Origin of the sequence: Pseudomonas yamanorum, assembly GCF_013386765.1 — a bacterium.
Classification (GTDB): domain Bacteria; phylum Pseudomonadota; class Gammaproteobacteria; order Pseudomonadales; family Pseudomonadaceae; genus Aquipseudomonas; species Aquipseudomonas yamanorum_A.
In genome coordinates this window covers 541,544-564,264 of sequence record NZ_JACARE010000018.1, presented here as the reverse complement: position 1 = coordinate 564,264, position 22,721 = coordinate 541,544, and the positions used below count along the sequence as shown (strand labels likewise).

The following is a 22,721-nucleotide window of genomic DNA, read 5'->3' as shown; positions in this document are numbered from 1 at the left end:
ATGGCTCTTACTTGATCAGACCATCCAGCGGCGAGGAGGCGCTGGCGTAAAGTTTTTTCGGCATGCGCCCGGCGAGGTACGCCAGGCGGCCCGCGACGATCGCGTGGTTCATGGCTTCAGCCATCATGATCGGTTGCTGCGCGTGGGCGATGGCCGAGTTCATCAGCACTGCATCACACCCCAGCTCCATGGCGATGGTGGCGTCGGACGCAGTGCCCACGCCCGCATCCACCAGCACCGGGATCCTGGCTTCTTCGAGGATGATTTGCAGGTTGTACGGGTTGCAGATGCCCAGGCCGGAACCGATCAGGCCGGCCAGCGGCATCACCGCGATGCAGCCGATTTCGGCCAACTGGCGAGCAATGATCGGATCATCACTGGTGTAGACCATCACGTCGAAGCCTTCCTTGACCAGGGTCTCGGCGGCCTTGAGGGTTTCGATCACGTTGGGGAACAGGGTTTTCTGGTCGGCCAGCACTTCCAGCTTCACCAGGTTGTGGCCGTCGAGCAGCTCACGGGCCAGGCGGCAAGTGCGCACGGCCTCGATAGCGTCGTAGCAGCCGGCCGTGTTCGGCAAGAAGGTGTAGCGATCCGGCGACAACACTTCGAGCAGGTTCGTCTCGCCTTCGATCTGGCCGAGGTTGGTGCGGCGCACGGCGAAGGTGACGATCTCGGCACCCGAGGCTTCGATGGCCAGGCGGGTTTCTTCCATGTCGCGGTACTTGCCGGTGCCGACCAGTAGACGGGACTGGAAGGTCCGACCGGCCAGGACGAAAGGCTTGTCGCTACGAACGATGCTCATGGGAAATCCTCGAAATGGGGTGAGGTTCTGCAGAATGCGGGTTGGCGCCCTTGAGCGCCGGGCGGCTAGCCGCCGCCGATGGCGTGGACCACTTCGACCTGGTCACCTTCGGTGAGCGCGGTCTCGGCGTGCTGGCTACGCGGGACGATATCCTGGTTGAGCTCCACTGCAACGCGGCGTCCGGTCAGGTCCAGACGGGTCAGCAGGGCCGCAACGGTTTCACCGTCGGGCAGTTCAAAGGATTCGCCGTTCAACTGAATGCGCATGCCACGGGCCGCCATCGTTTTTAGGGGCCAGCATTCTAGCGTGATTGGCGTTGCCGGCCCAAGCCCCTTGGTCAGGCAGCCTGCAAGCGCCACGCAGCGAGGCCCAGGAAAAACCAGCCCAGCAGGAAGGCGAGGCCACCGAACGGGGTGATGATGCCGAGCTTGCTGATGCCGGTCATGGTCAGCACATACAGGCTGCCGGAAAACAGCAGGATGCCCACGGCAAAGGACACGCCCGCCCACGTCACCAGGCGGCCCGGAATATGCGCCGCCAGCAGCGCCACGCCGAACAGCGCCAGGGTGTGCACCAACTGGTAAGTCACGCCGGTGTGGAAAATCGCCAGGTATTCGGCGCTCAGGCGGTTTTTCAGGCCGTGGGCGGCAAACGCGCCAAGGGCAACGCCGGTGAAACCGAAAAAGGCAGCCAGCATCAGAAAGCCACGCAACATGAGGAACTCCAGTCAGACTCGGTGGGCAGGGTCTGTATAATGGCCCGCTCAACGGGTTCGGCCAAGCCATCTCTATGCTGCGTCTCCTCTTCAAGCGTTTTCTCAAAGTCCTCAAGTGGTTTGCCATTGGCAGTGTGCTGCTGGTGCTGCTGTTCCGTTTCGTGCCGCCGCCGGGGACCGCGCTGATGGTTGAGCGCAAGGTCGAGTCCTGGGTCGATGGCGAGCCGATTGACGTACAGCGCACCTGGGTGCCGTGGGACCAGATCTCCGACGAACTGAAAGTGGCGGTGATGGCCGGCGAAGACCAGCGCTTCCCGCAGCATTGGGGTTTTGACTTCGGCGCGATCCAGGCGGCACTCCAGCATAACGAGCGCGGCGGCTCGATTCGGGGCGCCAGCACCTTGAGCCAGCAGGTGTCGAAGAACCTGTTCCTGTGGACGGGCCGCAGTTATTTCCGCAAGGGCCTGGAGGCCTGGTTTACCGGGCTGATCGAGATTTTCTGGTCCAAGCAGCGAATTCTTGAGGTGTACCTCAATAGCGTGGAGTGGGATGAAGGCGTGTTCGGCGCCGAAGCGGCGGCGCGGCATCACTTTGGCGTGAGCGCCAAGGCGCTGACCCGCCAGCAGGCCAGCTATCTGGCGGCGGTGTTGCCTAACCCGCGGGTGTGGAGTGCCAGCCATCCAACGTCGTATGTCGCGCGACGGGCCGCGTGGATTCGGCAGCAGATGAGTCAGTTGGGTGGCGACGGTTACCTGAATGAGTTGAACAACTCGCGCAAAGCCCCCTGGTCCGACTGACACACCACTGCGGCCTCCCAACATTCTCGTCGTAGCAGCTGTCGAGCCTTGGCGAGGCTGCGTGGGCCACGCCGCAGTCTTCAATACCGCGTCGCGCCTGACGCAGCCTCGCCAAGGCTCGACAGCTGCTACGAGGGCGTAAGGCAACTTGCGCATACAAAAATGCCCCGATCTCTCGATCGGGGCATTTTTTTGTCACTTCGCAGCTGTTTAGGCCGCGATCGACAGTTTCAGCTTGTTCATCGCGCTCTTCTCGAGCTGACGAATCCGCTCAGCCGACACGTTGTACTTCTGCGCCAGGTCGTGCAGCGTGGCTTTTTCTTCTGCCAACCAACGTTGGTAGAGGATGTCACGGCTGCGGTCGTCCAGCACCTCCAGCGCTTCGTGCAGGTTGTGGTTGGAGTTGTCGCTCCAGTCGGCGTCTTCCAGTTGACGCGCCGGGTCGTACCGGTGGTCTTCCAGGTAGTTGGCCGGCGATTGGAAAGCGCTGTCGTCGTCCGCTTCGGCGGCCGGGTCGAAGGCCATGTCATGGCCGGTCAGGCGACTTTCCATCTCGCGCACTTCACGGGGTTCAACGCCAAGGCTTTCGGCCACGCGATGCACTTCTTCGTTGTTCAGCCACGCCAGACGCTTCTTCTGGCTGCGCAGGTTGAAGAACAGTTTGCGCTGGGCCTTGGTGGTCGCGACTTTCACGATGCGCCAGTTGCGCAGGATGAACTCGTGGATTTCCGCCTTGATCCAGTGCACGGCAAACGACACCAGGCGCACACCCATTTCCGGGTTGAAGCGCTTTACAGCTTTCATCAGGCCAACGTTGCCTTCCTGAATCAGGTCAGCCTGGGCCAGGCCGTAGCCGCTATAGCTACGGGCGATATGTACGACAAAACGCAGGTGGGCGAGCACCATCTGCCGAGCCGCCCCCAAATCCTGCTCATAGTAGAGACTCTCGGCCAGTTCACGCTCCTGCTCGGGCGTCAGCAATGGAATGCTGTTGACCGTGTGCACATAGGCCTCCAGGTTCGCACCCGGGACCAGAGCATAAGCAGGTTGCAAAGAAGTGGTCATACGAAAAAACCTCCGACTCACATAACTCGTGCAGTTCAGCACTGCGAAAATTGACCGGGAACCGTAGGACAAGTTCCCTAAACCACTGATACGGTCAATACAAACGAAACCACATTACCTTGACATTAACTACTTCGGCGCCAGCTCACGTAAATGCCGTGCGACCGCAATCCAAGCACCGATATACCCCAAGAGCACTGCCCCAAGCAACAATGACAGACCGTCGGCTGCCGGCACGCCGGCCAGGGCGAAATCACTGCCGTACAAGCCGGCGAGCCCTACCACCGCGTCGTTCAGCCAGTTCAGGCCAAAAGCCAGCACGCCCCAGGACAAAATCCCCGCACCGAAGCCATAAAGCGCGCCCATGTACAGAAATGGACGACGCACATAGCTGTCCGTGCCGCCGACGAGTTTAATCACTTCTATCTCGGTGCGGCGGTTTTCAATATGAAGACGAATGGTATTGCCTATCACCAAAAGTAATGCAGACACCAGCAACACCGTCAGGCCGAACACAAACCGGTCACCCAGCTTGAGGATCGCGGCCAGCCGCTCTACCCAGACTAGATCAAGTTGTGCCTGCTGGACCTTCGGCAGCTCTGCGAGTTTTTGTCGCAGGGCTTCCAGGGTCGTCTTGTCGACTTCATTCGGGGTGACCAGCACCACGCCCGGCAGCGGGTTTTGCGGCAACTCCTTGAGCGCCTCACCCAGGCCGGACTGTTGCTGGAACTCTTCCAGGGCTTGATCGCGGCTGATGTATTCAGCCTCGGCCACACCCGGGAGGCCTTTGATCTCGTCCCGCAGGGCCTCGCCGTCTTTGGCGCTGGCATCCAGGTTCAGGTACAGGGAAATCTGCGCCGCCCGCTGCCACGAGCCGCCCAGGCGCTCGACGTTATTCAGCAGCAGCGACAACCCCATCGGCAGGCTCAAGGCCACGGCCATGACGAGGCAGGTGAAGAAGCTGCCGATCGGCTGTTTGCCCAGGCGGCGCAGGCTGTCTACCAGGCTGGCGCGGTGGCTTTCGATCCAGGCGTGTACCAGGGTGCCGAAGTCCGGGCCATCGTCTTCGTCGCGTTTTTTCTTCTGTGGCTGCGGGTCGGCCGGTTTTGGCGCAACGCGCTCGGAAACCTTCGGGCTGCGTGTCGCACTCATACCCCAGCCTCCCCGTCGCCGATCAGGCGGCCGCGTTGCAGGGTGAGCATGCGGTGGCGCATGCGGGCGATCAATGCCAGGTCGTGACTGGCGATCAGCACGCTGGTGCCCAGGCGGTTGATGTCTTCGAACACGCCCATGATTTCGGCGGCCAGGCGCGGGTCAAGGTTACCGGTGGGTTCGTCCGCCAGCAGCAAGGCCGGGCGATGCACGATGGCGCGGGCGATGCCGACGCGCTGTTGCTGGCCGGTGGACAGGTCGCCCGGGTAGAGGTCGGTCTTGTCCGACAGCGCAACGCGCTCCAGGGCCGAATCCACGCGCTTGACGATTTCGGCCTTGGACAGGCCGAGAATCTGCAACGGCAAGGCGATGTTGTTGAACACCGTGCGATCGAACAGCAGCTGGTGATTCTGGAACACTACGCCGATCTGGCGGCGCAAAAACGGAATCTGCGCGTTGCTGATGGTGGCCAGGTCCTGGCCCGCCAGCAGCAGTTTGCCGGTGGTTGGGCGTTCCATGGCCAGCAGCAGGCGCAACAAGGTACTTTTACCGGCACCCGAATGGCCGGTCACAAACAAGAATTCGCCGCGACGCACCCGGAAACTCAGCTCATGCAAGCCGACATGCCCGTTGGCGTAGCGTTTACCGACCTGTTCGAAACGAATCATGAACGCTCCCGCTCGGCAAACAGTGCCTGTACAAAGGGTTCGGCTTCAAAAGTGCGCAGGTCGTCGATGCCTTCACCGACGCCGATGTAACGAATCGGCAACCCGAACTGCTTGGCCAGGGCGAAGATCACGCCGCCTTTGGCCGTGCCGTCGAGCTTAGTCAATGCCAGGCCGGTCAGCTGAACCGTCTGGTGGAATTGTTTGGCCTGGCTGATGGCGTTCTGGCCGGTACCGGCGTCCAGCACCAGCAGCACCTCGTGGGGCGCGTCGGCGTCGAGCTTGCCGATCACGCGGCGCACTTTCTTCAGCTCTTCCATCAGGTTGTCTTTGGTGTGCAGGCGACCGGCGGTATCAGCGATCAGCACATCAATGTTGCGCGCCTTGGCGGCCTGCACCGCATCGAAGATCACCGAGGCCGAATCGGCGCCGGTGTGCTGGGCGATGACCGGGATCTTGTTGCGCTCGCCCCAGACCTGCAGTTGCTCCACGGCGGCGGCACGGAAGGTGTCACCGGCGGCGAGCATGACTTTCTTGCCTTCCAGTTGCAGCTTCTTGGCCAGCTTGCCGATGGTGGTGGTCTTGCCGGCGCCGTTGACGCCAACCACCAGGATCACAAACGGCTTTTTCTGCGTATCGATGACCAGCGGCGCTTCCACCGGCTTGAGCATGTTGGCCAGTTCGGCCTGCAGCGACTTGTAGAGCGCATCGGCGTCGGTCAGTTGCTTGCGCGCGACCTTCTGGGTCAGGCTCTGGATGATCACGGCGGTGGCTTCGACGCCCACGTCGGCGGTCAGCAGACGGGTCTCGATGTCTTCAAGCAACTCGTCATCGATGGTCTTCTTGCCCAGGAACAGGCTGGCCATGCCTTCGCCAATGCTGGCGCTGGTCTTGCTCAGGCCTTGCTTGAGGCGGGCAAAGAAGCCGGTCTTGCCGGTTTCGGCGGGGGCGGCAGGTTCTTCGATGATCGCCGGGGCGGCAACCACGACCGGAACGGGCTCGGCGACAACCGGTGCAGGCGCTTCAACCACGGGCGGCGCTTCCACCACGGCAGCCACGGGCTCGACAACGGCCGGAATCGGCGGCGTCACGTGTTCGGCTTGCTCGTCTTCAACCAACGCAACGGGCTCTTCCGCCACAGGCAACACCAGCCACGGCTCGGGCGCAGGTTCTGGTTCTGGCTCTGGCTCTGGCTCAACCACCGGCTGCAACACCGGCTCGGCCATCGGCAACACCACCGGGGCCGGCGTTTCGGCAACCGGTTCGGCTTCTACTATGGATTCGGGGATCGGCTCAGCTTGAACCTGCGGCTGTTCGACGACGGTTTCCTGCGGCTTTTTGCGCAGCCATCCGAACAGGCCTTTTTTCTCGCCAGCCGCAGCTGGGGTCTTCTTGTCGTCGTTGGAACCAAACATGGAGACGGCTATCTCAAGGTAGCGACGCGCCAAGGGGCGCGCCGGTAAATAAAATTCGATGCGTAACAGACTGTTTTTTAGCCAGCTCGTTCATGCGCAACATTTTGAAGGCCAAAATAGGGCCTCAACAAGACAGCCGCAGTGGCCGTCCCTAGGTCGGATCAGTATCCTAGCACCTCCTCGCCCGCCGACGCTAAGACCAAGCGGGCAGTCCAACAGGTTTAAAAACGAATGAATGCTCTAGCCCGCCGCGCCGCAGGCCTGCTGCTCAGCACAGTTTGTCTGCCCCTTTCAGCTTTGGCTGCCGACCCACAACCCACCCACGAATTCACCCTGGACAACGGCCTCAAGGTGGTCGTGCGCGAAGACCATCGCGCCCCGGTGGTGGTTTCCCAGGTCTGGTACAAGGTGGGCTCCAGCTACGAAACCCCGGGCCAGACCGGTTTGTCCCACGCCCTGGAACACATGATGTTCAAGGGCAGCGCCAAGGTCGGCCCCGGCGAAGCCTCGTTGATCCTGCGGGATCTGGGCGCCGAAGAAAACGCCTTCACCAGCGATGACTACACCGCCTATTACCAAGTGTTGGCCCGCGACCGCTTGGGCGTCGCCTTCGAGCTCGAAGCCGACCGCATGGCCAGCCTGCGCCTGCCGGCCGACGAGTTCAGCCGCGAGATCGAGGTGATCAAGGAAGAGCGCCGCATGCGCACCGACGACAACCCGATGTCCAAGGCCTACGAGCGCTTCAAGGCCATGGCCTACCCCGCCAGCGGTTACCACACGCCGACCATCGGCTGGATGGCCGACCTGGACCGCATGAAGGTAGAAGAACTGCGCCACTGGTACCAATCCTGGTACGTGCCGAACAACGCCACGCTGGTGGTGGTGGGCGACGTGACCCCGGATGAGGTCAAAGCCCTGGCCCAACGCTACTTCGGCCCGATCCCCAAGCGCGACGTGCCGCCGGCGAAAATCCCGCTGGAACTGGCCGAGCCCGGCGAACGCCTGCTGACCCTGCACGTACAGACCAAACTGCCGAGCGTGATCCTGGGTTTCAACGTGCCGAGCCTCGCCACCGCTGAAGACAAACGCTCGGTCAACGCCCTGCGCCTGATCTCGGCGCTGCTGGACGGCGGCTACAGCGCACGCATCTCGACGCAACTGGAGCGCGGTGAAGAACTGGTATCCGGCGGTTCGTCGAGCTACGACGCCTACACCCGCGGTGACAGCCTGTTCACCCTGACCGCCACACCGAACCTGCAAAAGAAAAAGACCGTTGCCCAGGCTGAAGCCGGCCTGTGGCGCCTGCTGGATGAACTGAAGGCCAAGCCGCCGAGCGCTGAAGAACTGGAACGCATCCGCGCCCAGGTCATCGCCGGCGTGGTTTACCAGCGCGACTCGATCACCAGCCAGGCCACCGCCATCGGTTCCCTGGAGACCGTCGGCCTGTCCTGGAAACTCATGGACACCGAGCTTGCCGAGCTGCAAAGCGTCACCGCCGAAGACATCCAGAAAGCTGCACGCACCTACTTCACCCGCGAACGTCTCAGCGTCGCCCATGTCTTGCCTGAGGAGACCGCTCATGAGTGAACGTAAAAACAACCGCCTGGTGCTGCCCGGCCTGATCGTGGTCACTTTGGCTGCCGCGTGCGCGGTGTATTTCCTGCGCCCCAGCGAATCCGTGGCCAGCCAGGCGCTGGAGCAGGCCAAGTCGGCCAACAAGCTGCAATCGTTGGCCGAGCTGGACGACAAGGCACCCACCAACCGCAAGCTCGACGTGCAAACCTGGACCACCGCCGAAGGCGCCAAGGTGCTGTTCGTCGAAGCCCATGAACTGCCGATGTTCGACATGCGCATCCTGTTTGCCGCCGGCAGCAGCCAGGACGGCAACACCCCGGGCCTGGCGTTGTTGACCAACGCGATGCTCAACGAAGGCGTGCCGGGCAAGGATGTCAGCCAGATTGCCGCCGGTTTCGACGGCCTGGGGGCGGATTTCAGCAATGGTGCCTACCGCGACATGGCGCTGGTTTCCTTGCGCAGCCTGAGTGCCAGCGACAAACGCGATGCGGCCCTGGCGTTGTTTGACGACGTGATCGGCAAGCCGACCTTCCCGGCCGACTCCCTGGCGCGAATCAAGAACCAGTTGCTGGCCGGCTTTGAATACCAGAAGCAGAACCCCGGCAAACTGGCGAGCATCGAGCTGTTCAAGCAGCTCTATGGCGACCACCCTTACGCCCACCCGAGCGAAGGCAACGCCGAGAGCGTGCCGAAGGTGACCCTCGCGCAGTTGAAGGACTTCCACGCCAAGGCCTACGCCGCCGGCAACGCCGTGATTTCTGTAGTCGGCGACCTGACCCGCGCCGAAGCCGAAGCCATGACCGCCAAGGTTTCCGCGTCCCTGCCTAAAGGCCCGGCGCTGGCGAAAATCGCCCAGCCGGTGGAACCAAAGGCTGGCACCACGCATATCGAGTTCCCGTCCAAGCAAACCACACTGCTGCTGGCACAACTGGGCATCGACCGTGCCGATCCGGATTACGCCGCGCTGTCCCTGGGCAACCAGATCCTCGGCGGCGGTGGCTTCGGTACCCGCTTGATGAGTGAAGTTCGCGAAAAACGCGGCCTGACCTACGGCGTATACTCCGGTTTCTCACCGATGCAGGTGCGCGGCCCGTTCATGATCAACCTGCAAACCCGCGCCGAAATGAGCGCCGGTACGCTGAGACTGGTACAGGACGTGCTGGCCGACTACCTCAAGACCGGTCCGACACAAAAGGAACTCGACGACGCCAAGCGTGAACTGGCCGGCAGCTTCCCGCTGTCCACCGCGAGCAACGCCGACATCGTCGGGCAGCTGGGCGCCATGGGTTTCTACAACCTGCCGCTGAGCTACCTGGAAGATTTCATGAAACAATCCCAGGCGCTGACCGTTGATCAGGTCAAAGCTGCTTTGAACAAACATTTGAGTGCCGACAAGATGGTCATCGTGACCGCCGGCCCGACGATTGCGCAAAAGCCACTACCGCCCCCCACTGATAAACCCGCCGAGCAACCGCTCGGGGTTCCGGAGCATTAATGGCCCGTCCATCCCGTCCCAAAAAACCTGTCCACAACGTTCATAACGGTGTGGGCCAACTGCGCATCATTGGTGGTGAATGGGGCAGCCGCAAACTGAGCTTCCCCGACGTCGTGGGCCTGCGCCCGACGCCAGACCGCGTGCGTGAAACCCTGTTCAACTGGCTCGCGCCGTATATCGCCGGGGCCAAGGTGCTGGACCCGTTCGCGGGCAGCGGCGCGCTGTTCCTGGAGTCGCTGTCCCGTGGCGCCGCATTGGGCCAGGCGCTGGATGCGAGCAACGTTGCGGTGGCCAGCCTCAAGGAGCACCTGGGCACCCTGCGTTGCACCACCGGCCAGGCGCAGACCGCCGATGCGCTGCGCTATCTGGAGACCCAGGAAGCCCGCGAGTTTGACGTGGTGTTCCTGGATCCGCCGTTTAACCAGAACCTGCTGCCGACGGTATGTGCGCTGCTGGAAGAGCGCCAGTGGTTGGCGCCGGATGCCTGGATCTACACTGAAAGCGAGACTGCACCGTCGACGCTGGGCCTGCCGGGCACGTGGCGCCTGCACCGGGAGCAGAAGTCCGGGCGGGTGTATTACGCGTTGTGGCAACGTACGACGGCAGACGCCGCCTAAGCTCCTGAACCTGTGGCGAGGGAGCTTGCTGTGGCGAGGGAGCTTGCTCCCGCTGGGCTGCGCAGCAGCCCCAAAGCAGGCGACCGGGTTTCCTGAGAGACTGATGGGTTAGCGTTTAGGGCCGCTTCGCAGCCCAGCGGGAGCAAGCTCCCTCGCCACAGCAAGCTCCCTCACCACAGCAAGCGCCTCACCACAGCAAGCTCCCTCGCCACAGGTTGCTCATCCGTCCTGCCATACGCCGCGAGAACCACCGTGTCAAAAACGCCCGACCGCTTCACCCCCGCCTTCGGCCTCGGCAACCCGCACCTGCAAACACTGTGGGGTCCGCTGTGGCGCAAAACCACCCACATCGAACGCCAGCGTGAGCGCCTGTGGCTGGCCGACGGCGACTTTCTCGACCTCGACTGGCATGGGCCTCACGACGCGCAAACACCATTGGTGCTGGTCCTGCATGGCCTGACCGGCTCATCCAACTCGCCTTACGTGGCCGGCCTGCAAAAAGCCCTGGCGGCTCAAGGCTGGGCCAGCGTGGCGCTGAACTGGCGTGGCTGCTCCGGCGAACCCAACCTGCTCGCCCGCAGCTACCATTCCGGCGCCAGTGAAGACCTGGCCGAAACCATCGCTCACTTACGGGCCAAGCGCCCACTGGCGCCGCTGTATGCGGTGGGTTATTCACTGGGCGGGAATGTGCTGCTCAAGCACTTGGGGGAAACCGGCGAAGACTCCGGGTTGCAAGGCGCGGCAGCGGTGTCGGTGCCGTTTCGCCTGGATCAGTGCGCCGATCGCATTGGTCTCGGTTTTTCACGGGTTTATCAGAAGCATTTCATGCGCGAAATGCTGGCCTATATTCGCGTCAAGCAGAGCCGGTTTCTGAAGGATGGCCGCGAGGCAGGCCTGAAAACCCTGGCCGACCTGGGTTCGCTGGAGAAGATGCGCACGTTCTGGGACTTCGACGGCCGCGTCACCGCGCCGCTGCACGGTTTCCTCAGCGCCGAGGACTACTACCGCCGCGCCTCCAGCCGCTATTACCTGGGGACGATTCGCACGCCGACCCTGATCATCCAGGCCGCTGACGATCCGTTCGTGTTCGCCCACAGCCTGCCGGAGGCCAGCGAACTGTCGGATTGCACCGAGTTCGAGCTGCTGGCCAAGGGCGGGCATGTGGGGTTTGTGGATGGCACGTTGAAGCAGCCCGGTTACTACCTGGAACGGCGCATCCCAGAGTGGCTACTGACACAACGCCGATAAAACTGTGGGAGCTGGCTTGCCTGCGATTGCGGTATATCAGCCAACAAATAGGTGGCTGACACACCGCAATCGCAGGCAAGCCAGCTCCCACAGTTTTTTATCCAGATGAATCAGGTGAAACTCAGTCGCCTGTCGCAACTTCCCGCTTAGGATCAGTGATCCACTCGCTCCACGACCCCGCATACAGCTTGCCCAACGGATAACCCGCCAGGCACAGGGCGAACAGGTTGTGGCAGGCCGTCACGCCCGAGCCGCAGTACGCCACCAGCTCATCCGGCGAGCGGTCTTGCAGCTTGGCGGCAAAGCGTTGCTTGAGCTGCTCGGCCGGCAGGAAACGGCCGTCGCCACCAAGGTTTTCATTGAACGCCGCACATTGCGCGCCCGGAATATGCCCGGCAACCGGGTCAATCGGCTCCACGTCACCGCGAAAACGCGGCTGGGCGCGGGCGTCGATCAGGGTCAGGCCGGGTTGGCCGAGGCGTTTTTGCAGGTGTTCGGCGTCCAGTAGCAAGTGGTTGTCCGGCTTGCCGCTGAAGGCGCCGGGCTCGATCACCGGCGCGTCCAGGCTCAGGGGAAAACCCGCCGAGTGCCAGGCTTTCAGGCCGCCATCGAGGATGAAAACCCCATCACGCTTGCCCAGCCAGGCCAGCAGCCACCAAGCGCGGGCGGCGTAGGCACCTGGGCCGTCATCATACAAAACGATATCGCTGTCGGCGTTAACGCCCCATGCCCGCAGTTGCTGGATAAACGCATCCGGCGCCGGCAGCGGATGGCGGCCGGTCACACCCTTGGTCACCGGCCCGCTGAGGTGGCGTTCCAGATCCGCATACTGCGCCCCTTCGATATGCCCTTCGGCGTAGCTACACAGCCCGTAATCCGGGTCTTCCAGGGCAAAGCGGCAATCAAGGATCACCAGCCCGCCGGCCTTCTGGCGCTCGGCCAGTTGCTGGGGGCTGATCAGTTGGGCAAGCGGCATGACTGACTCCTGTGGCGACGTTAGCGTTCGGGAAACATCCTACTTCACTTCTTCCAGCGCCTGATTCAACGGCACATAAAACTCTTTGAACAGCGCATCCACCGCATCCTTGGCCTTGGGCGTGATAAACCCGGCCTCCAGCACCAGCACCTGGTACACACCGCGTTTGATCGCCTCGGCGCTCAGGTGGGTGGACTTTTCATTGGTGGTGCACAGGAAACGCACCCACGAGGTAAGGATGATCCAGGCGTTGAGGGTCAGCGCTTCGGTTTGCACCGGGTCCATGTTCAGGATGCCCGCATCGACAAACCCCTGGTAGATGGCGGCGCCCTGGATCAGGCAGCGCTGGGAAAACCGCCGGTAGCCGGTGGCCAGTTCCGGGTCGCTTTCCAGCAGGTGTTCGAGGTCGCGGTGCAGGAAGCGGTAGCGCCACATGCCGGCCAGCACGGCCTGCAGGTAGAAGCGCTTGTCTTCCACGGTCACCGCGCGGCCCTGGGGCGGGCGCAGGAAACTGTCCACCAACGCTTCGTACTCACGAAACAGCACCGCGATAATCGCCTGCTTGTTGGGGAAGTGGTAGTACAGGTTGCCCGGGGAAATTTCCATATGGGCAGCGATATGGTTGGTGCTGACACTGCGCTCGCCCTGCTGGTTAAACAGCTCCAGGCTGGTTTGCACAATGCGCTCGCTGGTCTTTACTCGTGGTGCCATGGGAAATCAACTTCTAGACCCGTGATGGCGGCATCTTACGGACTATCCTTGTCCGGATAAATCGGCACGTTCGTGCAATGTTATTTGACAATTTAGAGCAATGACTCTAAAAACTGAAGCATTCCAATAACAATCGGGAACTTCGCCATGTCTGCCAACGTTGCCTACCTGCAAGATTCCCAGGCGCTGGACCAGCTCCAGGCCCTGTTCGACGCTCAACGCCGGGCCTACGCGGCCAACCCGATGCCGCCGGCGGCCCAGCGCCAGCAGTGGCTCAAGGCCCTGCGCGACCTGCTGAGCGACGAGCGCCAGGCGCTGATCAACGCCATCAGCAGTGATTTCAGCCACCGCAGCGCCGACGAAACCCTGTTCGCCGAACTGATGCCCAGCCTGCATGGCATTCACTACGCCAGCAAACACCTCAAGGGCTGGATGAAACCTTCCCGTCGCGCTGTAGGCATTGCCTTCCAGCCCGCGTCGGCCAAGGTCATCTATCAGCCGCTGGGGGTGGTCGGGGTGATCGTGCCCTGGAACTATCCGCTGTACCTGGCCATCGGTCCGCTGGTGGGCGCCCTGGCCGCTGGCAACCGCGTGATGCTCAAGCTCAGCGAATCCACCCCCGCCACCGGCCAGCTGCTCAAGGCCCTGCTGGCGAAGATCTTTCCCGAAGACCTGGTGTGCGTGGTGCTCGGCGAAGCGGAAGTCGGCATGGCGTTTTCCAAGTTGCGCTTCGATCACCTGTTGTTCACCGGCGCCACCAGCATCGGCAAGCACGTGATGCGCGCGGCGGCCGAACATCTCACCCCGGTGACCCTGGAACTGGGCGGCAAATCACCGGCGATTGTTTCCGCCGACGTGCCGCTCAAGGACGCCGCCGAACGCATCGCCTTCGGCAAGGCCCTGAATGCCGGGCAAACCTGCGTGGCGCCAGACTACGTGCTGGTGCCGGAAGACCGTGTAGACGGCTTCGTCGAGGCCTACAGCAAGGCGGTTCGCGGGTTCTATCCGACCCTGGCCGACAACCCGGACTACACCGCCATCATCAACGAACGACAACTGGCCCGGCTCAACGGCTACGTGAAAGACGCCACCGACAAGGGCGCCACCCTGGTCCCGCTGTACGACCAGGGCCAGGACCGGCGCATGGCCCACAGCCTGCTGCTGAATGTCAGCGACGACATGACCGTGATGCAGGACGAGATCTTCGGCCCGGTGCTGCCGATCGTGCCCTATCGCGGCCTCGACCAGGCTTTCGCCTACATCAATCAGCGACCTCGCCCACTGGCGCTGTATTACTTCGGCTACAACAAGGCCGAACAGAACCGCGTACTGCACGAGACCCATTCCGGCGGCGTGTGCCTGAACGACACCCTGCTGCACGTGGCCCAGGACGACATGCCCTTCGGCGGCATCGGCCCGTCGGGCATGGGCCACTACCACGGCCACGAGGGTTTCCTGACCTTCAGCAAGGCCAAGGGCGTGCTGATCAAGCAACGCCTGAACGCGGCCAAGCTGATTTACCCGCCCTACGGCAAATCCATCCAGAAGTTGATCCAGAAGCTGTTCGTCCGCTAACAACCCCAGCACCGGGATAACAATAAGAATGAACCCTAGCCTGACTGAATCACCCGCGCTGTCACGGCGCGGCGTACTGAAACTCGGCCTGTGCGCCAGCGCCTTCCTGGCCACCGCCGGGCTGGGTGCCAGCCTCAGTGGCTGCTCCAGCAGCACCCCGGCCAGCGGCTTTGCGATGCTGCGCAGCAGTGACCTGCCGTTTCTGCGGGCGGTGATTCCGGTGCTGCTGGAGGGCGCAGCCAGCGCCGAAGTGGTGGTGGCCGGCATCGACGACACCCTGAAAAAACTAGATTTCAGCCTGCAGCACCTGTCGCCGGAGATGTTCAAGCTCACCCAGCAACTGTTCGACGTACTGGGCATGGCCGTCACCCGCGGGCCGCTGACCGGCGTGTGGGGCAGCTGGGAAAACGCCAGCGCCGAGCAGATCCGCAATTTCCTGCACCGCTGGGAAAACAGCTACCTGAACCTGCTGCGCATGGGCCAGGGCTCGCTGCTCAAGCTGGTGATCATGGCCTGGTATTTCCGCCCCGAGTCCTGGGCGCATTGCGGTTACCCCGGCCCACCGAAAATCTGATTCGCATCCCTATAAAAACAAGAGACGACCCTGATGCCCGTACCTGATCTGTTCCGCGATGGCATGGCCCGCGGCTGGAAGACCCACAATGGCGCCGCCCTCGACCAGGACCTGACCCTGGAGGCCGACATCGCGATCATCGGCAGCGGCGCCGGCGGTGGCACCACCGCCGAAATCCTCAGCGCCGCCGGCTACAAGGTGCTGCTGATCGAGGAAGGCCCGCTGAAAACCAGCAATGACTTCAAGCTACTGGAGGACGAGGCCTACGCCAGCCTGTACCAGGAAGGCATCGGGCGCATGAGCAAGGACGGCGCGATCACCATTTTGCAGGGCCGCGCCGTCGGCGGCACCACGCTGATCAACTGGACCTCCAGCTTCCGCACCCCGGACCCGACCCTCGCCCACTGGGCCAGCGAGTACGCAGTGAAGGGCCACAGCAGCGCCGAGATGGCGCCCTGGTTCGAAAAAATGGAGCAGCGCCTGGGCATCGCGCCCTGGGCCATGCCGCCGAATGCCAACAACGACGTGATTCGCAAAGGCTGCGAAAAGCTCGGCTACAGCTGGCACGTGATCCCGCGCAACGTGCGCGGCTGTTTCAACCTGGGGTATTGCGGCATGGGCTGCCCGGTGAATGCCAAGCAATCGATGCTGGTGACGACCATTCCGTCCACCCTGGAGAAAGGCGGCGAGCTGCTGTACCTGGCCCGCGCCGAACGCCTGAAATTCAGCGGTGACACCATCACCAGCCTCGAATGCGTGGCCATGGATCAGTACTGCGTGGCCCCCACCGGCCGCAAGATCACGGTCAAAGCCAAGCACTACGTGCTGGCCGGCGGCGGTATCAACAGCCCGGCGCTGCTGATGCGCTCCGACGCGCCCGACCCTCATTCACGCCTGGGCAAACGTACCTTCCTGCACCTGGTGAATTTTTCCGCCGGGTTGTTCGACGAAGTGATCAACCCGTTCTACGGTGCGCCGCAGTCGATCTACTCCGACCACTTCCAATGGCAGGACGGCACCACCGGTAAAATGTCCTACAAGCTAGAAGTGCCGCCGTTGCATCCGGGGCTTGCCAGTACCTTGCTTGGCGGCTACGGCACGCAGAACGCGCTGGACATGGGCCAACTGCCCAAGACCCACGCCATGCTGGCGCTGCTGCGGGACGGTTTCCACCCCGACAGCCCGGGCGGCAGTGTCGAATTGCGCGGCGATGGCACGCCGGTGCTCGACTATCAGGTCTCGCCCTACGCCTGGGATGGCCTGCGCCGGGCGTTTCACAGCATGGCGGAGATTCAGTTTGCCGGTGGCGCCAAGTCGGTGATGCCGCTGCACGGCGATGCACGCTACGTGAACACATTGGCCGAAGCCCGCAGCATGATTGACGGCCTGAACCTGGAATTGCACCGCACCCGGCTTGGCAGTGCCCATGTGATGGGTGGTTGCGCCATGGGTGAAGAGCCGAAAAACGCCGTGGCCGACAGCCTTGGGCGCCATCACCAACTGCGCAATCTATCGATTCACGATGGCTCGCTGTTCCCCACCAGCATTGGGGCAAACCCGCAATTGTCGGTGTACGGACTGACGGCGCAACTGGCGACGGCGCTGGCCGAACGTCTGAAAACGGCCTGAAAAAACCGGATATTCGCGGTGTCTATAGTGCTTTCTTCTGAATAAGTCGACTTGGCCCACCGGTAATGCTGCGATACCATCCGGTTCCCCAACGGACTCCGCCAGGACGACGCGATGAACCGAGTGTTGTACCCAGGTACCTTCGACCCAATCACCAAGGGCCATGGCGATCTGGTCGAACGCGCCTCGCGCTTGTTCGACCATGTGATTATCGCGGTCGCTGCCAGCCCCAAGAAAAACCCGCTGTTTCCCCTGGAACAGCGCGTGGAGCTGGCCCGTGAGGTCACCAAGCATCTGCCCAACGTTGAAGTGGTCGGCTTCTCGACGCTGCTGGCGCACTTCGCCAAGGAACAGAATGCCAATGTGTTCCTGCGCGGCCTGCGAGCGGTGTCGGACTTCGAATACGAATTCCAGCTGGCCAACATGAACCGCCAACTGGCGCCGGACGTGGAAAGCCTGTTTCTTACGCCGTCGGAGCGTTATTCGTTCATTTCTTCGACGCTGGTGCGGGAAATAGCCGCGCTGGGCGGGGATATCACCAAGTTTGTGCACCCGGCTGTGGCGGATGCGCTAACCCTGCGATTCAAGAAATAATCCCGAACTGTAGGAGCTGGCTTGCCAGCGATCCAGGCGCCACGGTGCAACGGCCCCATCGCCATCGCCGGCAAGCCGGCTCCTACAGTCCATCGCTGTGACTCGCACTGCGGGCGCCAATGCGGCACAATTGCGCGCATTAGTTTTCAGATGCCTTGGCTGACAGCCCTGGCAGGAGTTTCCATGTCCCTGATCATCACCGACGATTGCATCAACTGCGACGTCTGCGAACCCGAGTGCCCGAACGCTGCCATTTCCCAGGGTGAGGAGATCTACGTGATCGACCCCAACCTGTGCACCCAGTGTGTCGGCCACTACGACGAACCCCAGTGCCAGCAGGTCTGCCCGGTGGATTGCATCCCGCTGGACGAGGCTCATCCGGAGACGGAAGAGCAACTGATGGAGAAGTACCGGTTGATTACCGGGAAGGCCTAAGTCTGGCACCGCGGGCAAAACACGCTTGCCCGCTGCCCCAGCGTCACACTGCGCAATTCGGTCCCACAGACCTTGCACGCCTCGCCTCCACGGCCATAGACGAACAATTCCTGCTGGAAATACCCCGGCTGGCCGTCGCCGCCGATAAAGTCCCGCAACGTGGTGCCGCCGCGTTCGATCGCCGCGGCCAGGATGCGTTTGATCTCGATCGCCAGCTTCAGGTAACGCCCACGGGAAATGCCCTTGGCTTCCCGGCGCGGGTCAATCCCGGCGGCAAACAGCGCTTCTGTCGCGTAGATATTGCCCACGCCCACCACCACCGCGTTGTCCATGATGAACGGCTTCACCGCCATCGACCGCCCGCGGGACAGCTGGAACAGCCGCTCGCCGTCAAACAGGTCGGTCAACGGCTCCGGCCCGAGGCGAATCAACAGTTCATGGTTCAGCGGATCGAGGCTCCAGAGCATCGCGCCAAAACGTCGAGGGTCGGTGTAGCGCAGGGCCAGGCCTGACTCCAGCTCGATGTCCACATGCTCGTGCTTGGCCGCCGGGCTCCCGGCTTCCACCAGCCGCAAATTGCCCGACATGCCCAAATGACTGATCAAGGTGCCGACTTCGGCATTGATCAACAGGTACTTGGCCCGCCGCTCCACCAGCACGATGCGCTGCCCGGACAGGCGCACATCCAGGTCTTCCGGGATCGGCCAGCGCAGGCGCCGCTCACGCACCACCACACGGCTGACCCGCTGGCCTTCCAGGTGCGGCGCAATACCACGCCGGGTGGTTTCGACTTCCGGTAACTCGGGCATGTGTACCTCTTGGAAAAAGGGTTAGTGCGCGCCCAGCTCGCGGATCGACAACTTCAGGCTCTCGAAGTCGTAGTCCGACAGGCCGATATGGTCCAGCACCAGCGGGCCGATGGCGTTCCACTCGTGGTCATCCACCTGGTTGCCCAGCACGCGGTAGGACGCACAGATGTGCTCGGCCATTTTCAGGATCGCCAGCAGGTTTTTCAGCTGCGGCTTGTGGTTGGACTCATCGCTGAAAATCGCCAGGGCGTTGTGGTGATTGGCAATGGCGTCGGTCACATGCTCCGGCAGACGCCAGGATTTGGCGGTGTAGTAACCCACCACGGCGTGGTTGGTGTTGAACGCCTGGTTCTCGGTGTCGACCACGCGGCATTCCGGGCCGGCGCTGGCATAGGCTTCTTCCAGCACGCTCATGTAATTCGGGAAACGCTTGAGCATCAACGGCACGCCGCAATCGTGGAACAGCCCCAATGCGTAGGCTTCATCGACGGCCTGGCTGCCGGTGCGCTTAGCCAGGGCCAGGCAGGTCATGGCCACATCCTGGGCGGTGTCCCAGAAACGGTTGAGGGTGACGATGGTGTCGTCGCTCATCTCGCCCTTGATCGACTGCGCGTTGATCAGGTTGACGATGGAGCGGCTGCCCAGCAGGTTCACCGCGCGCTGGATCGAGACGATCTTGTTGCTCAGCCCGTAATAAGGCGAGTTGACGATTTTCAGCAGCGAGCCGGAGAGGCCCGGGTCCTGGCCGATCAGCCGGGCAATCACTTCCAGGTCCGGATCAGGCATGTACTGCTCCATCTGCAAATCCACCATGATTTGCGGTTGAGGCGGCACGCTGATGCCCTGGAGGCTCTGTTGGATCTGTTCGGCGGATAGCTCTTGGGACATAGGGGGCACACTCTGGACTAGGCGGCGATTCTAACCTTTATGGCAACCGGGCTGACACCTCAAAAACCCGAACTGAAACCGGACCGAATGTGGGAGCTGGCTTGCCTGCGATGCAGACGGCTCGGTCTTTCAGATAACCGAGGTGATGCTATCGCAGGCAAGCCAGCTCCCACAGGGATATCACCACCCACATGTCCGGCGGCGCCGCCAAGTACTACACAACACGGTATACTCCCGCTCTTTTTTCCGGAGCGACGTCATGTCCCTGCCAAGCCTGCGTCTCAAAGCCAACGCCGATCGTCGTTTGCGCAACGGCCACCTGTGGGTCTACAGCAACGAAATCGATGTGGCCGCCACACCTCTTCACGGCTTCCAGGCAGGCGACCAGGCGATCCTGGAAGCAGCCGGCGGCAAGACCCTCGGCATCGTGGCCATGAGCCCGAACAACCTGATCTGCGCCCGCCTGCTGTCGCGCGACATCAAGCTGGCGCTGGACAAATCGCTGCTGGTGCACCGCATCAACGTGGCCCTGTCCCTGCGTGACCGCCTGTTCGACAAGCCGTTCTACCGCCTGGTGTACGGTGATTCCGACCTGCTGCCGGGCCTGGTGGTCGACCGTTTCGGCGACATCCTGGTGGTGCAGATCGCTTCGGCGACCATGGAAGCCCACAAGGAAGACGTGATCGCCGCACTGACTCAGGTGCTCAAGCCAAGCGGCATCCTGTTCAAGAACGACTCCGCCGCCCGTGACGCCGAAGGCCTCAACCGCTACGTCGAAACCGTGTTCGGCCTGGTGCCGGAGTGGGTTGCTCTGGAAGAAAACGGCGTGAAGTTCGAAGCGCCGGTGATCCAGGGCCAGAAAACCGGCTGGTTCTACGACCACCGCATGAACCGCGCCCGCCTGGCCCCGTATGCCAAGGGCAAGCGCGTTCTGGACCTGTACAGCTACATCGGCGGCTGGGGCGTGCAAGCCGCGGCCTTCGGCGCCAATGAAGTGTTCTGCGTCGACGCCTCCGCCTTCGCCCTCGACGGCGTAGAGCGCAACGCCGCGCTGAACGGCGTTGCCGAAAAGATGACCTGCATCGAAGGCGACGTGTTCGAAGCCCTCAAAGAACTGAAAGCCAGCGAAGAGCGTTTCGACGTGATCGTGGCCGACCCACCGGCCTTCATCAAGCGCAAGAAAGACATGAAGAACGGCGAAGGCGCCTACCGCCGCCTGAACGAGCAAGCCATGCGCCTGCTCAGCAAGGACGGCATCCTGGTCAGCGCTTCGTGCTCGATGCACTTGCCGGAAGATGACCTGCAGAACATCCTGCTGACCAGCGCCCGTCACCTGGATCGCAATATCCAGATGCTGGAACGCGGCGGCCAGGGCCCGGACCATCCGGTGCACCCGGCGATTGCCGAGACCCGGTATATCAAGAGCATTACTTGCCGGTTGTTGCCCAATAGCTAAGTAACACCGCGGACCAATGTGGGAGCTGGCTTGCCTGCGATAGCATCACCGCCGGGTATCTGACATACCGAGGTGCTTGCATCGCGGGCAAGCCCGGCTCCCACACAAGCCCCTATAGCTTCCCGCAACGGTTTTGATTGAATTCCATTTTTCGCAGACTAGTATCGGTTTCTGGTTTAACTCCGGAAAACAACAACAATGTCTGAGTCCTACTCCCAGCCCATTGGCGACGCAAAACGCCAACATTTCTCGCGTTTCATCCTCATCACCTGCATCTCCCTGATCAGCTTTTTCCCGATCAATATCCTGCTGCCCTCCTTTCCTGCCCTCGCCGCAAAGTTCGACACGTCAACCGCCGAGGTTGCCTTATCCATCAGCCTGTTCACCCTGGTATTTGCAATTTCCCAACTGATCGCCGGCCCGCTTTCAGACAAATTCGGGCGCAAGGAAGTGCTGCTGGGGTGCATCGTGGTTTCCACTCTCGGCTCGATCGGCTGCGCACTCGCAACAAGCTACCCGAGCTTCCTGCTGTTTCGCGCCGTGCAGGCCATTGGCTGTGGCTTTTTTGTACTCGGCCATGCGCTGGTGGAAGACCTGTTCGAAGAACAGGACCGCGCCCGCATCCGCATCTATTACATGACCTTGAGCGGCTCGTTTGTTGCGCTGTCGCCGCTGCTGGGCTCCTGGCTGCAAACCACATTCGATTGGCAGGGCAGCTTCTACGGGTTTGCGGTAATGGCGCTGGGCATGTTTATCCATGCCTGCCTGTTATTGCCGTCCAAGGCCGCCAGCCCTGAAAGAGCCCCCGTCTCGATCATCACCACGCTGAAATCCATCGCTGGGAATCGGGATTTCATCCGCTATTGGTGGATCGCCGCGCTGGTATTTGCCTGTTACTTCGCGCTGATCAGCGTGACGCCGCTGATATTCATGGATGAGTTGAAGCTGTCCGAATACCAGTACGCGGTGGTGCTGATGGTGTACGGCATCGCCTATCTGCTGGGTGGCGTTGCGGCGAGCGCCCTGCAAAAACACATCTCGCTCACGCGGCAAATCAATATCGGGCTGGGCCTGCTCGGCGTCGCCGGCGTGTTATTGGCGCTAATCATCCGCTTTGAGGCCATGACCACCATCAGCCTGCTCATTCCGATGCTGATCAGCGCCCTGGCCGTGACCCTGGTTCGCCCCGCCGCGATTTCTGCGGCCATGTTGCTGTTCTCCAGCAGCGCCGGCACCGCCGCCTCGGCCGGCAACAGCATCATGTTCATCACCGCCGCCGTCAGCAGCGCCGCGCTCGCCCAAGCGGGAAGCAACCTGCTGATGACCATCGCCATCAGCTTCATCGTGTTCAGCGTCTGGGGGGTGGTGACGAACGCCCGGGTCGGTCGCTGAGCGTGAAACTTGCACACCCACACGTCTCGTAAGCGCCATCTACACGCTCGCGGCCATTCCCTCCGGCCGCCAGCGGTGTAGAATCGGACCTATTCATCGCCAGTCATCCCCCGGCGGGTTTATGAGCTCAAGGCCA

Annotated in this window: 23 protein-coding genes; 12 read left to right on the top strand and 11 right to left on the bottom strand. The window is 62.2% G+C overall.

Annotated elements, in window-relative coordinates; genetic code table 11:
• Nucleotides 1–7: 7 nt before the first annotated feature.
• The 3 genes from HX875_RS15980 to HX875_RS15970 form a co-directional block, all read right to left on the bottom strand.
• A complete protein-coding gene (locus tag HX875_RS15980) occupies nt 8–802 on the bottom strand; it encodes a thiazole synthase (RefSeq protein ID WP_177043865.1) in 795 nt (264 codons plus the stop codon).
• Nucleotides 803–867: 65 nt separating this feature from the next.
• Nucleotides 868–1,068 (bottom strand): sulfur carrier protein ThiS, encoded by a 201-nt coding sequence (gene thiS, locus HX875_RS15975; RefSeq protein ID WP_010167710.1) that lies wholly within the window; start codon nt 1,066–1,068, stop codon nt 868–870.
• Nucleotides 1,069–1,139: 71 nt separating this feature from the next.
• Entirely contained in the window at nt 1,140–1,517 is a 378-nt protein-coding gene (locus tag HX875_RS15970) for a DUF423 domain-containing protein (protein WP_003213781.1), read from the bottom strand.
• A gap of 74 nt (nt 1,518–1,591) precedes the next feature.
• On the opposite strand from HX875_RS15970, the gene mtgA reads away from it, so the two are divergent.
• Nucleotides 1,592–2,314 (top strand): monofunctional biosynthetic peptidoglycan transglycosylase, encoded by a 723-nt coding sequence (gene mtgA, locus HX875_RS15965; protein WP_177043864.1) that lies wholly within the window; start codon nt 1,592–1,594, stop codon nt 2,312–2,314.
• Nucleotides 2,315–2,524: 210 nt separating this feature from the next.
• On the opposite strand, the gene rpoH is transcribed toward mtgA, so the two are convergent.
• From rpoH to ftsY, 4 genes are all read right to left on the bottom strand, one after another.
• Nucleotides 2,525–3,379: an RNA polymerase sigma factor RpoH gene (rpoH, locus tag HX875_RS15960; RefSeq protein ID WP_003176698.1), complete on the bottom strand. Its 855-nt coding sequence runs from the start codon at nt 3,377–3,379 to the stop codon at nt 2,525–2,527.
• 129 nt (nt 3,380–3,508) lie between these two features.
• A complete protein-coding gene (gene ftsX, locus HX875_RS15955; protein WP_177043863.1) occupies nt 3,509–4,531 on the bottom strand; it encodes a permease-like cell division protein FtsX in 1,023 nt (340 codons plus the stop codon).
• Entirely contained in the window at nt 4,528–5,199 is a 672-nt protein-coding gene (gene ftsE, locus HX875_RS15950; protein WP_003213784.1) for a cell division ATP-binding protein FtsE, read from the bottom strand. Before ftsE ends, ftsX begins: the two co-directional genes overlap by 4 nt.
• A complete protein-coding gene (ftsY, locus tag HX875_RS15945; protein ID WP_177043862.1) occupies nt 5,196–6,611 on the bottom strand; it encodes a signal recognition particle-docking protein FtsY in 1,416 nt (471 codons plus the stop codon). Before ftsY ends, ftsE begins: the two co-directional genes overlap by 4 nt.
• 231 nt (nt 6,612–6,842) lie before the next feature.
• On the opposite strand from ftsY, the gene HX875_RS15940 reads away from it, so the two are divergent.
• From HX875_RS15940 to HX875_RS15925, 4 genes are all read left to right on the top strand, one after another.
• Nucleotides 6,843–8,198: a M16 family metallopeptidase gene (locus HX875_RS15940; RefSeq protein ID WP_177043861.1), complete on the top strand. Its 1,356-nt coding sequence runs from the start codon at nt 6,843–6,845 to the stop codon at nt 8,196–8,198.
• A complete protein-coding gene (locus HX875_RS15935; RefSeq protein WP_177043860.1) occupies nt 8,191–9,681 on the top strand; it encodes a M16 family metallopeptidase in 1,491 nt (496 codons plus the stop codon). Before HX875_RS15940 ends, HX875_RS15935 begins: the two co-directional genes overlap by 8 nt.
• Complete coding sequence (gene rsmD / locus HX875_RS15930) at nt 9,681–10,298, top strand: 16S rRNA (guanine(966)-N(2))-methyltransferase RsmD (RefSeq protein ID WP_177043859.1); 618 nt, start codon at nt 9,681–9,683, stop codon at nt 10,296–10,298. The genes HX875_RS15935 and rsmD overlap by 1 nt, the downstream gene beginning before the upstream one ends.
• Before the next feature lie 252 nt (nt 10,299–10,550).
• On the top strand, nt 10,551–11,546 hold the full coding sequence (locus tag HX875_RS15925) for a hydrolase (protein ID WP_177043858.1): 996 nt from the start codon (nt 10,551–10,553) through the stop codon (nt 11,544–11,546).
• 121 nt (nt 11,547–11,667) lie between these two features.
• Here the strand turns inward: HX875_RS15925 and HX875_RS15920 are convergent, their stop codons facing one another.
• Both HX875_RS15920 and HX875_RS15915 read right to left on the bottom strand, forming a co-directional pair.
• Entirely contained in the window at nt 11,668–12,522 is an 855-nt protein-coding gene (locus HX875_RS15920; protein ID WP_177043857.1) for a sulfurtransferase, read from the bottom strand.
• Between the two features lie 39 nt (nt 12,523–12,561).
• On the bottom strand, nt 12,562–13,233 hold the full coding sequence (locus HX875_RS15915) for a TetR/AcrR family transcriptional regulator (protein ID WP_003213791.1): 672 nt from the start codon (nt 13,231–13,233) through the stop codon (nt 12,562–12,564).
• 147 nt (nt 13,234–13,380) lie between these two features.
• Here HX875_RS15915 and HX875_RS15910 point away from each other — a divergent pair, with 147 nt between their 5' ends.
• The 5 genes from HX875_RS15910 to HX875_RS15890 all read left to right on the top strand — a co-directional run bounded on the left by HX875_RS15910 (nt 13,381) and on the right by HX875_RS15890 (nt 18,040).
• The gene (locus HX875_RS15910; protein ID WP_177043856.1) at nt 13,381–14,808 is read left to right on the top strand and encodes a coniferyl aldehyde dehydrogenase; all 1,428 of its coding nucleotides are present in this window, start codon (nt 13,381–13,383) and stop codon (nt 14,806–14,808) included.
• A 28-nt stretch (nt 14,809–14,836) separates the two neighbouring features.
• A complete protein-coding gene (locus HX875_RS15905) occupies nt 14,837–15,382 on the top strand; it encodes a twin-arginine translocation pathway signal protein (RefSeq protein WP_177043855.1) in 546 nt (181 codons plus the stop codon).
• Between the two features lie 33 nt (nt 15,383–15,415).
• Nucleotides 15,416–17,011, top strand: coding sequence for a GMC family oxidoreductase (locus tag HX875_RS15900; RefSeq protein WP_177043854.1), 1,596 nt, complete (start codon nt 15,416–15,418; stop codon nt 17,009–17,011).
• Between the two features lie 114 nt (nt 17,012–17,125).
• On the top strand, nt 17,126–17,605 hold the full coding sequence (gene coaD / locus HX875_RS15895; protein ID WP_003176711.1) for a pantetheine-phosphate adenylyltransferase: 480 nt from the start codon (nt 17,126–17,128) through the stop codon (nt 17,603–17,605).
• Nucleotides 17,606–17,788: 183 nt separating this feature from the next.
• On the top strand, nt 17,789–18,040 hold the full coding sequence (locus HX875_RS15890; RefSeq protein ID WP_003213796.1) for a YfhL family 4Fe-4S dicluster ferredoxin: 252 nt from the start codon (nt 17,789–17,791) through the stop codon (nt 18,038–18,040).
• Here HX875_RS15890 and mutM read toward each other — a convergent pair.
• On the bottom strand, nt 18,037–18,849 hold the full coding sequence (gene mutM / locus HX875_RS15885) for a bifunctional DNA-formamidopyrimidine glycosylase/DNA-(apurinic or apyrimidinic site) lyase (protein ID WP_010167752.1): 813 nt from the start codon (nt 18,847–18,849) through the stop codon (nt 18,037–18,039). The two genes, HX875_RS15890 and mutM, sit on opposite strands and share 4 nt — an antisense overlap.
• A 21-nt stretch (nt 18,850–18,870) precedes the next feature.
• Complete coding sequence (locus tag HX875_RS15880; RefSeq protein ID WP_177043887.1) at nt 18,871–19,683, bottom strand: HDOD domain-containing protein; 813 nt, start codon at nt 19,681–19,683, stop codon at nt 18,871–18,873.
• A 313-nt stretch (nt 19,684–19,996) separates the two neighbouring features.
• Here HX875_RS15880 and HX875_RS15875 point away from each other — a divergent pair, with 313 nt between their 5' ends.
• Together HX875_RS15875 and HX875_RS15870 are read left to right on the top strand one after the other, a co-directional pair.
• Entirely contained in the window at nt 19,997–21,193 is a 1,197-nt protein-coding gene (locus HX875_RS15875; RefSeq protein WP_177043853.1) for a class I SAM-dependent rRNA methyltransferase, read from the top strand.
• 198 nt (nt 21,194–21,391) lie between these two features.
• Nucleotides 21,392–22,585, top strand: a complete 1,194-nt coding sequence (locus HX875_RS15870) for an MFS transporter (RefSeq protein WP_177043852.1) — start codon at nt 21,392–21,394, stop codon at nt 22,583–22,585.
• Nucleotides 22,586–22,721: the final 136 nt, after the last annotated feature.